The sequence below is a fragment of the Arenibacter lacus genome, from assembly GCF_008711145.1.
In the GTDB taxonomy this organism is placed as follows: Bacteria; Bacteroidota; Bacteroidia; order Flavobacteriales; family Flavobacteriaceae; genus Arenibacter; species Arenibacter amylolyticus.
Genome location: NZ_VVIN01000022.1, coordinates 41,716 through 53,369, shown reverse-complemented (window position 1 = coordinate 53,369; position 11,654 = coordinate 41,716). Strand labels below are relative to the sequence as shown.

The following is an 11,654-nucleotide window of genomic DNA, read 5'->3' as shown; positions in this document are numbered from 1 at the left end:
GGATTTCAACTTTGAAGCAATCAGTTTTGACAATGCCGTAGCAACCGACAGGGATATCATCATCAAGGATAGAAGAACAAAAGAGGACGGTCAGAATATCAACTTTGAAGCAATCAATTTTGACAATGCCGTAGCAACCGATAGGGACATCATCATCAAGGATAGAAGAACAAAAGAGGACGGACAGGATTTCAACTTTGAAGCAATCAATTTTGACAATGCTGTAGCAACCGACAGGGACATCATCATCAAGGACAGAAGAACAAAAGAGGACGGTCAGGATTTCAACTTTGAAGCAATCAATTTTGACAATGCCGTAGCAACCGATAGGGACATCATCATCAAGGATAGAAGAACAAAAGAGGACGGACAGAATATCAACTTTGAAGCAATCAATTTTGACAATGCCGTAGCAACCGACAGGGACATCATCATCAAGGACAGAAGAGACCCACTTAGCTAAACTGTAGCATAATATATACCTGCTTAAAATTTTAAAAAAGTCCTAAACAGTTTTGTTAAGGGCTTTTTTTTTATCTTGCACGCTATATGGAAGAAAGAATAAAATGTAGGTATTTTATTTCATTAGCGTTATTAATTCTTTACACGCTTTATAGTTGTAGCTATTCCAAGAAATCCATTACTGAGCAAGCGCACTCACAACCAACAGATAGTGTCTTGTTTTATATATCTAAGGCCAATAGCGCTGCTATTTCCCAGCACCAAAGCAATTTAGACAAAGCCTTTGCGTTGGCTTTAAAAGCGAAAAACGACTCCCTAAAGGCAAATTATTTTACCGACATCTCTTATAATTACTTACTAAAAAATGACTCCCTAAAGTTTAGGAAGTCCAGTAAACTAGCGCTCCAATACACCAAGCGCATGGGAGATTCTACCTCTCTGGCCAATAACCATTGGGATTTGGCCACTTTTTTTGATGACTACAGCGTAGTAGACAGCGCCTTTTACCACTATTCAAAAGCTCAACAAATATTTTCGGCACTAGGCAATCCTTACCAAAGTGGTAGGATGTTGTACAATATGGCCACCATTCAATCTGTGATAAAGGATTATATAGGAAGCGAAATAAACACGGTGAAAGCCATTGAGCTGTTTAAACCGCTAGATAAATACCTAAATTTATATTATTGCTACACCAATCTCGGTTCTGTGAGCAATGCTTTAAAAGAATACGAGCGAGCATTAAACTATTATGACGAGGCCTTATTTTACTTAAACAAAGCTGCCCCCAATAGTACTGGAAATCTTGAAATCTACAACAATATAGGTACTGTTTATCAAGTGCTTGGAAACCACCAGAAAGCCCTAGAATATTTTGAAAAGGTAATTACTGCCGATAGTATAAAAACTAAGAATTTAAAGAGTTATGCCACTGCGCTCTCTAACTATGCCGATAGTAAAAGTAAGCTGGGCGATACCTTGCAGGTAGTAGATATTTTTAATGAGGTGTTAAAAATAAAGGATAGCCTACATGATACCCGAGGAATGGCCCTTGTACAATACCAGCTTGCAGATCATTATTTACAACACGGCGATAGTATTAACGCTTTAAAATATGCATTAATTGGTAAAGAAAATGCAAAACAAAGCAGCAGCAATCTTAGAACCTTGGAAATATTGGCCTTACTAGGTAGAATAGATCCAATAAATGCTACCCATTACACCCAAGAATACATAAAGCTTAATGATAGCCTAATACACGAAGAACGAACCATTCAGAATAAGTTTACCAGGATTAGGTTTGAGACAGATCAATTTATTGAGCAGAATGCTCTATTGGCCCGGCAGCGACAATTATGGATCGGGATCGCCGCAGGGACCCTGGTTATGGCGGTACTCCTTTTACTAATATTCTATCAGAGAAAAAGAAACCAGAAACTAAAGTTTGAGCAGGCACAGCAAAAGACCAATCAGGAAATATTTAATCTTTTACTAGCCCAAAGCACCAAAATGGAGGAAGGTAAGCTGTTAGAAAAGAAGAGAGTCTCCGAGGAATTACACGACGGCATTTTAGGTCAAATGTTCGGAATACGACTAATACTTATGGGCCTCAATAATAAAACCGATGAAGCCTCCGTTTTAAAAAGAACAGAACTATTAGAGAAGCTGCAGCAACTGGAAGAAGAAATTAGAACCATTTCTCATGAATTAAGCAAAGCTTCCCAAGAAAAAATACATAACTTTATCACCTCCATTGAGGAGTTGCTTCAAACCGTAAGGGATTCCTCTAATATGCAATGTCAATTTAAGTATGATGATAGCATAGATTGGGACCAGTTAACGGCAGAATTGAAGATTAACATTTACCGTATTGTACAAGAGAGCTTGCAAAACTGTAGAAAGCATGCACAGGCAAGCTCGGTTTCGGTTGTTTTTGAAAAGGATGAAAAGCAACTAAAAATCGCTATTACAGATGACGGTATTGGTTTTAATGTGAAAAAAGGAAAAAAAGGAATAGGCCTAAAAAATATGAGATCCCGATTAGAAAAACTAAACGGAACTTATTCCATAGATAGTCAACTTGGCAAGGGAACAACGGTAACCGTAACCATCCCCTACCAAGTAAATAAACCTGCAGCTCCCAAATCTGCATAACTTATAAAGAATGAAGACTTTAAGAATCTTAGCGATAGACGATCATGAAATGATCACTACTGGTTATAAATTCCTATTGGAAGCCGCTGAATTCGAAGAATTTACCGTAAAGGTTGAAACTGCTAACACCTATGAAATTGGTAAACAAAAGATTGAGGATTCTGCACGATCTTTTAAGTACGACCTACTCTTACTGGACATACAGTTAACAGAAACTCATTTGGAAGAACCTTATACTGGAGAAGATTTGGGAATTTTAGCCCGAAAAGTCGTCCCCGATACCAAGGTAGTCTTTATGTCGTCCTTCAGCGATAATTACCGGATTAATAGCATCCTAAAAAATGTAAATCCGGACGGATACATGGTGAAGTCAGAAGTAGATCAAAAATCACTTTTAGCCATGGTTAAGGGGGTTATTACCAATCCACCCTATTACAGTCAGAAAGCACTAGTGGCCATTCGAAAAAAAGTATCTCATGACGAGACTTTGGACGATAATGATAAAAAAATTCTCTATCACGTATCTATCGGCACCAGAACAAAGGATATGGTGAACCACATAAATCTATCGCTAGCGGGTATTGAGAATAGGAAAAGACAGCTCAAGGTAATTTTTGGGGTAGAAAAGCAAAATGACCTTGCACTCATTACGGAAGCAAAAATCAGGGGTTTCCTCTAGATAAAACCCACCTGTCAGCATAGAGCCAACAAGCATTAATCCCTGATTTGCACTAGCTTAGCCAGCCTTTGTGGAACCCTAGGCGATTCCTATATAGTGTATTTTAACCGATAAATTTTCGATGAATGCATCCAAAATAGACGGAAACCTTACTTTTTATAAGGTTTTAGTTCAATGGTGAATAAGACTTAAACTTAAATTTGGAGTTTAGTTTCACCAAATCGCTCTAGGGATGCCAATACAAAACGATGATTTTCTTAACAACCGAAAAAAGGTTTGCAATGCCAGTACCCATATAGTAGGCTTAGAAAAATTTAGAAAACGCTTGGAAAAAGACTTTTATGCCAATATAAATATCAGCAGTTATTGGCAACGGGAGAACGACGCCCACTTAAGCATCGAATTCAGTTGCAATTTTAGTCTTTCAGAAGCGCTCTATTTTTTACAATACCCAAATGGATTGCCTGAAGATACGCCAAAACAAAACCCCAAGAAAACCACCTTATTCCATGAGGCGTACTCTGATTTACTGGAGGTAAACGAATTTTCCATGGATATCAGTGAGCTTTCTATAGTCTTAACGGATACCAACATCCTAATTAGTAGGATTTACGAACAAAGTATTGTGCATCAGTTAGAAGAAATTGCCAACGAATTAGACAAGCATACAATTTATTATACAAAGGGGCTATCAGATACGCCTTATGAAATTTTCATTCCTGTATTTGAGCAACCGGATCCGAATCCCCTACCCCAGTCTTTAGGTGTAAAGGTTAACAACACACCTCAACCAAGCGACTATTTTTACTATTGGGGGATGTACTTTGGCAGTGCAGAAAAGGCAGCAGTTTACGACCTATCTACCCAAAAACTGATAAAAGGGGACGTGCAGATTTTCTAGCCGGATATTAATTTCACTCTACAGCAAAAAAAAGCCAACACTTAAAAGTGCTGGCTTTTTGCTTATTTATTACTTATCCTTAAGCTACAAACAGCTCTCGGTTATGCATCAATTCGTTTACTTTCTCCTTAACAGATTGGATAACTGCCTCATCTTCGGGATTGGTCAATACCTGATCAATTAGTCCTACGATTACCGGCATATGCTCTTCCTTAAGTCCTCTGGTAGTAATTGCAGCGGTACCAATACGAATCCCTGAAGTTACAAAGGGAGATTTATCATCAAAAGGAACCATGTTTTTATTCACGGTGATATCGGCTTTTACCAATAGGTTTTCTGCATCCTTACCAGTTATATCCTTACTTCTTAGGTCTATCAACATCATATGGTTTTCCGTACCTCCAGAAATAATCTTATATCCCTTTTCTACAAAGGCATTGGCCATGGCAGCAGCGTTCTTTTTAACCTGCAACATATAATGCAAGAAATCGTCCGTAAGGGCTTCTCCAAAAGCTACAGCTTTTGCAGCAATAACATGCATTAAGGGTCCTCCTTGGTTTCCTGGGAATACCGCTAAGTCTAACAAAGCAGACATCTTTCTAAGCTTCCCATTTTTTAATTTAATTCCGAAGGGGTTATCAAAATCCTCTCCCATCAAAATAAGTCCTCCCCTAGGACCACGCAAAGTTTTGTGGGTAGTAGTGGTTACAATATGGCAATGTGGAATGGGATCACTAAGAATTCCTTTAGCAATGAGTCCGGCAGGATGCGAAATATCTGCTAATAAAAGTGCCCCAACACTATCTGCAATCTCTCTAAACCTTTTAAAATCCATATCCATGGAGTAAGCAGAGGCTCCAGCAATAATCATTTTCGGCTTTTCCTTGGTAGCGATTTCCTGAATTTTGTCATAATCCAATTTACCGGTTTCCTTATCTACCCCGTAAAACACAGGATTGTACAATCTACCCGAAAAGTTTACGGGAGAACCATGGGTTAAATGCCCCCCATGAGAGAGGTCAAAACCAAGAATGGTATCGCCCGGCTGTAAACAAGCGTGGTATACAGAGGCGTTCGCCTGAGAACCAGAATGGGGCTGTACGTTGGCATAAGCCGCACCAAACAACTCCTTTGCCCTGTTCCTGGCAATTTCCTCTACTTCGTCCACTACTTCACATCCACCATAATATCGCTTACCAGGGTAACCTTCAGCATATTTGTTGGTAAGTACGGACCCAGCCGCTTCCATTACTTGTGGACTTACAAAATTTTCCGAAGCGATAAGTTCTATTCCATCAATTTGGCGTTCCCTTTCCTCCTCAATTAGTTCAAAAATTAAATTATCCCGTTGCATACTGTTAAAGATTCAATTAAATAAAGCGCAAAAATACAAATTGCATCGCGTTAATTGGAAGAAAACAATATATTTGATATAGATATTTATTCAACATTAATTAACAAGCCTGTATATGCCTCTTAAAACCAACGACCCTGCAAAGAAAACGTGGCTACCAGTACCGCCCAATTCCGATTTTCCAATCCAGAATATTCCCTTTGGTGTCTTTTTAACCCGAGACGATATCATAACCATAGGCACCAGAATTGGCGATTACGCTATTGATCTGGGTGCACTGCACCAATTGGGCTATTTTAAAGGCATTCCGTTAAACAATGATATATTTTTACAGGACACGCTTAACGACTTTATTTCCGACGGGAAAAAAACATGGCGCTTGGTAAGGAACAGGATCAGCGAAATTTTTGATATCAACAACAAGGCCTTGCAGGGCAACGAGGACCATAAAAGTGTTGTGCTATTTACTATGGACGAGATAGAAATGCAACTACCTGTACAGATTGGCGATTATACCGACTTTTATTCCTCTAAAGAACATGCCACCAATGTAGGCAAGATGTTTCGGGACCCGGAAAATGCTTTGTTACCCAATTGGCTCCACCTTCCTGTGGGCTACCACGGCAGAAGCTCTACTATTGTACCCAGCGGCACCGCTATAAGAAGACCTTCGGGACAAACGCTTCCAAAAGGGGCAGAGCAGCCCGTATTTGGCCCCTCCAAATTGGTGGATTTTGAGTTGGAGATGGCATTTATTACTACCGATGCCAACGCATTGGGAGAACCTATTCCCATAGAGGATGCAGAAGATTATATCTTTGGAATGGTACTGTTTAACGACTGGAGTGCCCGGGATATTCAAAAATGGGAATATGTACCCTTAGGCCCGTTTTTAGCCAAAAGTTTTGCTTCCTCCATATCTCCTTGGATTGTTACCATGGATGCTTTGGAGCCTTTTAGAGTGCCCAGTCCTGAACAAAATCCACTCCCCCTACCCTACTTAAGACACCCAAACAACAAGGGGGTAGACATAAATTTGGAAGTATCCATAACCCCAGATAATGGCAGTGAAACCATAGTAGCCAAGTCTAACTTTAAGTATATGTATTGGACCATGGCACAACAATTAGCCCACCATACGGTAAATGGCTGTAAGATTAATAGTGGGGATATGATGGGAAGCGGAACCGTATCTGGACCTACACCTGATAGTTATGGTTCTATGCTAGAGCTTACCTGGCGTGGAGAAAAACCCTTACAACTGAAGGATGGCTCCACCAGAAAGTTTATTGAGGACCATGACACCGTTACCATGCGTGGTTATTGCGAAAAGAATAACGTACGCATCGGGTTTGGGGAAGTGGCTACCAAGCTATTACCGACTTACCAACATAAACAATAAAAATTTTATTCGTATTTGTACGATTTTCTCTTCATTTGCGTTTCAGTAATTAAGAGTTTTGGTCCTAGCCAAATCATTCATTGCAAAAATTAGAACGATCAAATTATGAAGAGAGTTATTCTGTTGCCCTTACTTACCATATTTTTCCTTTCCTGTAGCGGGGTGAAAAAAACCCAGGCAGATATCAACGTAGGCAATTATAACGCTGCTATCACCAACGCCTTAAAAAACCTAAGGGAGAATAAGTCTAAGAAAAGCCATCAACCCTATATCCTTTTATTGGAAGAGGCTTTTAAAAAGAATGCTGAGCGCGAATTACAACATATTGCCTTCTTAAAGAAGGAAAACAACCCGGCAAATCTGGAAGCCATTTATAACGGGTATGAGGGATTAAAAGCCATGCAAGAACGCATAAGACCATTGCTTCCCTTACAACTTTATGATGAAAATAGACAAGCTAGGTTTAGCTTTAAAAGTTATGACAACGATATACTCAACGCAAAAAAGAAGCTCTCTAACTATCTTTATGCAAATGCCAATACACTTTTACAAACGGGAAACTCTAAGCAAGACTATAGAAAAGCCTATGCAGACTTCACTTATTTAAACCAAATTAATCCGAATTTTAGGGACGTTAAGCTAAAATTGGAAGAAGCCCACCGCAAGGGAATAGATTATGTGAATGTAATTATGATCAATGATTCCGAGCAAATTATTCCCGCTAGACTAGAAGCCGAACTATTAAACTTTAATACCTACGGCCTAAACGATATATGGACGGTTTACCATACCAACACTCAAGATAACGTTCCTTATGATTATGAAATGGAACTTGCCTTTACGGATATTAACATTAGTCCAGAACAGATTACCGAAAAACAGATACAGCGAGAGAAGTTAATTAAAGACGGTTATAAATACGCACTTAACTCGGAGGGGAATGTGGTAAAGGATAGTCTAGGCAATAAGATTAAAGTAGATAAGTTTAAAACCGTTCGCTGCGATTTCTATCAGTTCAACCAATTTAAAAAGGTGCAACTTAGAGGAAACGTTCGTTTTGTAGACCTTCATAGCAAACAGCAGTTAAACTCCTACCCACTAGTCAGTGAGTTTGTGTTTAGCCACTATTACGCAACGCATGAGGGTGATAAAAGGGCCTTAGAAGACAAACTACTTACCCTCTTGTCCAACTCTTCCGTCCCCTTCCCTACTAATGAGGAAATGGTGTATGATGCCGGGGAAGATCTAAAGTTCAAATTAAAGGGAATCCTGAACAGGCATCGCTTTAATTAAACAACTCTATCACTCCCTTCCAAAACCCTAGATGCATAAAGTTAGCTTCTAGGGTTAAACAAATTCCGCTAAATCTAGTTGGGAAATTCCTCCATGCGAATCATGCGCCACCACTACCCCCTCCTTAATGACTAATAGTTGGGGCGATTCATGTCTTAGTTGAAATAATGCTGCTACTTCATTGGAAACAGATCTATAACTTTGAAGATCTAGGTAATATAAATCTACTTGATCACTAGAAAGATTATAGGATGCATTAAATCCGTTCATAACCATCCTACTAATTCCGCAGGTAGTGGAATGCTTAAAAATCACTTGGGTCTTCTTGCCCGACTTTTCTTTAATTTCCGAAAGCTGATCCACAGAAGTTAAGGGTATCCATGGCACCTGATTTTCTTCCTTATTATTGTCTTCCAAATTATTATCCTTCCCAAATAACCTGTTTAATATTCCCATTTTGTAATTTTATGAATCGGTCGAACATTTGCTAACTTCCTTACACTATGTCTTTTTGTCTTAAAATTCCTCCAGCAAAGCGACATTTTGTCTTAAATTGAATATGGTAAGGTTGTTGCCTTAATCACATCAAAAATACACAATAACAAGACATAAAAAACAGCTATATGAACTTTAATAATTTCACCATAAAATCGCAAGAGGCCATACAGCAAGCGCAACAAATTGCGCAAGGCTTTGGGCACCAACAAATAGAAAACGAACATATATTTAAGGCTATTTCTGAAGTAGAGGAGAATGTACTTCCGTTTATTCTGAAGAAATTAAACGTCAACATTTCCATGCTGAAGCAAATTCTAGATAAGGAACTGGAAAGTTTTCCAAAAGTCTCCGGAGGGGAGATTATGGTTTCTAGGGAAGCAGGGAAAACCCTAAACGAGGCGGGCATTATTGCAAAAAAGATGGAAGATGAATATGTATCCATTGAGCATTTACTGTTGGCCATTTTTAAATCTAAAAGTAAGATTGCACAGGTCCTAAAGGACCAAGGGGTAACCGAAAAAGACCTCACTGCCGCAATCAATGAGTTGCGCAAAGGAGGAAAGGTTACTTCCCAAAGTGCGGAGGACACCTATAATTCCCTAAACAAATATGCCAAAAACCTAAATGAACTGGCAGATAGTGGCAATTTAGATCCCGTAATTGGCAGGGACGAGGAAATAAGAAGGGTATTACAGATTTTATCTAGAAGAACCAAAAACAATCCCATGCTGGTAGGGGAACCAGGTGTTGGTAAAACCGCTATAGCCGAAGGGCTTGCGCATAGAATTGTACAGGGCGACATCCCGGAGAATCTAAAAGACAAAACCATCTTTTCCCTGGATATGGGAGCCCTCATTGCAGGTGCTAAATACAAAGGGGAATTTGAGGAGCGGCTAAAGGCAGTGATTAAGGAAGTTACTACCTCGGACGGGAACATTATATTATTTATAGATGAAATCCATACCCTAGTAGGCGCCGGAGGCGGGCAAGGGGCCATGGACGCGGCTAATATTCTAAAACCGGCACTAGCACGGGGCGAATTAAGAGCTATAGGGGCTACCACCCTGGATGAGTATCAAAAATATTTTGAGAAAGACAAAGCCTTGGAACGAAGATTCCAAAAGGTAGTGGTAGACGAGCCAGATACTGAAAGTGCCATTTCTATCTTGCGAGGTATTAAAGAAAAATACGAGACCCACCACAAGGTCCGAATCAAGGACGAGGCAGTTATTGCAGCCGTGGAATTATCGCAGCGCTATATTACCAACCGTTTCCTTCCCGATAAGGCAATAGACCTAATGGATGAGGCCGCTTCAAAACTACGGATGGAAATAAACTCCAAGCCCGAGGAATTGGATGTCCTAGATCGTAAAATAATGCAGTTAGAAATTGAGATGGAGGCCATTAAAAGGGAAGACGACACCTCTAAACTAAAAGCACTGAACATAGACTTGGCCAATATCAAGGAAGAACGAAACGAAATCTATGCCAAATGGGAGAGCGAGAAGGCCGTGGTTGATGATATCCAACAAACAAAGAAGGATATTGAAAACTACAAGGTGGAAGCCGAAAGGGCAGAAAGAAATGGAGATTACGGAAAAGTAGCTGAGATTAGATACGGAAAAATTAAAGAGGCCCAGGAAAAGCTAGAGAAACTCCAAGCCGATCTAGAACAGCAACAACTCGGGGAAACCTTGATTAAGGAAGAAGTTACCTATGAGGATATAGCCGAGGTAGTGGCTAAATGGACGGGTATCCCAGTTACTAAAATGCTGCAAAGTGAGCGCGAGAAACTCTTAAACCTAGAAGGGGTGCTCCACAAACGGGTAGTTGGTCAGCAAGAAGCAATAGAAGCAGTATCGGACGCCATTAGAAGGAGTCGCGCCGGACTCCAAGACCATAAGAAACCTATTGGCTCCTTCCTGTTTTTGGGAACCACAGGAGTTGGTAAAACGGAACTGGCCAAAACGTTAGCAGCCTACCTTTTTGATGACGAAAACGCCATGACCCGTATAGATATGAGCGAATATCAGGAAAGGCATGCGGTGAGTAGACTGGTAGGTGCACCTCCGGGATATGTTGGTTACGAAGAGGGAGGGCAATTAACCGAGGCGGTACGGAGAAGACCCTACTCCGTGGTATTATTGGATGAAATTGAAAAAGCACATCCCGATACCTTTAACATACTACTACAGGTTTTGGATGAAGGTCGCCTTACAGATAATAAAGGAAGGGTTGCCGATTTTAAGAACACGATCATAATAATGACCAGTAATATGGGAAGTCACATTATCCAAGAGAAATTCGAGGATAATTCCGATATCTATAGTGCCACCGAAGCCGCAAGGGTAGAGGTTCTGGGACTCCTACGGAAAACCATTCGTCCAGAATTCTTGAACCGAATAGACGATATAATCATGTTTACACCTTTGAGCAAGGAGGATATCAAGAAAATTGTGATTTTACAATTAGATCAATTAAAACAAATGGTAGAGGAGCAACAAATAACCCTCGATGCCACGGAGGAAGCTATCCAGTATTTAGCTAATAGAGGGTACGATCCGCAATATGGAGCGCGCCCCATTAAGAGAGTAATTCAAAAAGAGGTGTTAAACAACATTTCCAAAGAACTCCTTAGCGGTAATATAGGACCAGGCAGTGTGGTCCTTATGGATAACTTTGACGATAAGCTGGTATTTAGAAATGAAAAAGACCTTGCCAAAAAGCTGGGAAAATCGTAAATTAATTTTCCTCAAAAGCGCTCCATTTAACTATGGAGCGCTTTTTTATTCAAGAAGACACAGGCACAGCATTAGTGGCATTTAGCATATTCCTTCCCTCCTATGTAATATCCCATAATAATTTTAAAGCGAAATTGGTTTTATTCACAAACATTATATACCTTACAGTA

General features: G+C 39.9%; 9 protein-coding genes. 7 read left to right on the top strand and 2 right to left on the bottom strand.

What is annotated here, in order from left to right:
- From F1E73_RS17595 to F1E73_RS08630, 4 genes are all read left to right on the top strand, one after another.
- A partial coding sequence (locus F1E73_RS17595; RefSeq protein WP_191088998.1) for a hypothetical protein occupies positions 1-463 on the top strand: 463 nt, incomplete at its 5' end.
- A gap of 86 nt (positions 464-549) precedes the next feature.
- Positions 550-2,616, top strand: a complete 2,067-nt coding sequence (locus F1E73_RS08640) for a tetratricopeptide repeat-containing sensor histidine kinase (RefSeq protein ID WP_150451683.1) — start codon at positions 550-552, stop codon at positions 2,614-2,616.
- 10 nt (positions 2,617-2,626) lie between these two features.
- Positions 2,627-3,295 (top strand): response regulator, encoded by a 669-nt coding sequence (locus F1E73_RS08635; protein ID WP_086478082.1) that lies wholly within the window; start codon positions 2,627-2,629, stop codon positions 3,293-3,295.
- A gap of 232 nt (positions 3,296-3,527) precedes the next feature.
- Positions 3,528-4,196, top strand: coding sequence for a hypothetical protein (locus tag F1E73_RS08630; protein ID WP_150451682.1), 669 nt, complete (start codon positions 3,528-3,530; stop codon positions 4,194-4,196).
- A 79-nt stretch (positions 4,197-4,275) separates the two neighbouring features.
- Here F1E73_RS08630 and glyA read toward each other — a convergent pair whose 3' ends face one another.
- On the bottom strand, positions 4,276-5,550 hold the full coding sequence (gene glyA / locus F1E73_RS08625; protein WP_086478080.1) for a serine hydroxymethyltransferase: 1,275 nt from the start codon (positions 5,548-5,550) through the stop codon (positions 4,276-4,278).
- 115 nt (positions 5,551-5,665) lie between these two features.
- Between glyA and fahA the strand changes: the two genes are divergently transcribed.
- Both fahA and F1E73_RS08615 read left to right on the top strand, forming a co-directional pair.
- A complete protein-coding gene (gene fahA / locus F1E73_RS08620; protein ID WP_086478079.1) occupies positions 5,666-6,952 on the top strand; it encodes a fumarylacetoacetase in 1,287 nt (428 codons plus the stop codon).
- A gap of 105 nt (positions 6,953-7,057) precedes the next feature.
- Entirely contained in the window at positions 7,058-8,245 is a 1,188-nt protein-coding gene (locus F1E73_RS08615) for a hypothetical protein (RefSeq protein ID WP_150451681.1), read from the top strand.
- Between the two features lie 54 nt (positions 8,246-8,299).
- Here the strand turns inward: F1E73_RS08615 and ytxJ are convergent, their stop codons facing one another.
- Positions 8,300-8,701, bottom strand: coding sequence for a bacillithiol system redox-active protein YtxJ (gene ytxJ, locus F1E73_RS08610; RefSeq protein ID WP_086478077.1), 402 nt, complete (start codon positions 8,699-8,701; stop codon positions 8,300-8,302).
- Positions 8,702-8,868: 167 nt separating this feature from the next.
- On the opposite strand from ytxJ, the gene clpB reads away from it, so the two are divergent.
- Complete coding sequence (gene clpB, locus F1E73_RS08605; protein WP_150451680.1) at positions 8,869-11,484, top strand: ATP-dependent chaperone ClpB; 2,616 nt, start codon at positions 8,869-8,871, stop codon at positions 11,482-11,484.
- Positions 11,485-11,654 lie beyond the last annotated feature (170 nt).

Bases quoted from the DNA above. Each gene is read 5' to 3' on its own strand.
- fahA (WP_086478079.1), top strand. From the start codon at position 5,666: ATGCCTCTTAAAACCAACGACCCTGCAAAGAAAACGTGGCTACCAGTA.
- clpB (WP_150451680.1), top strand. From the start codon at position 8,869: ATGAACTTTAATAATTTCACCATAAAATCGCAAGAGGCCATACAGCAA.
- F1E73_RS08635 (WP_086478082.1), top strand. From the start codon at position 2,627: ATGAAGACTTTAAGAATCTTAGCGATAGACGATCATGAAATGATCACT.
- F1E73_RS08640 (WP_150451683.1), top strand. From the start codon at position 550: ATGGAAGAAAGAATAAAATGTAGGTATTTTATTTCATTAGCGTTATTA.
- glyA (WP_086478080.1), bottom strand. From the start codon at position 5,550: ATGCAACGGGATAATTTAATTTTTGAACTAATTGAGGAGGAAAGGGAA.
- F1E73_RS08615 (WP_150451681.1), top strand. From the start codon at position 7,058: ATGAAGAGAGTTATTCTGTTGCCCTTACTTACCATATTTTTCCTTTCC.
- ytxJ (WP_086478077.1), bottom strand. From the start codon at position 8,701: ATGGGAATATTAAACAGGTTATTTGGGAAGGATAATAATTTGGAAGAC.
- F1E73_RS08630 (WP_150451682.1), top strand. From the start codon at position 3,528: ATGCCAATACAAAACGATGATTTTCTTAACAACCGAAAAAAGGTTTGC.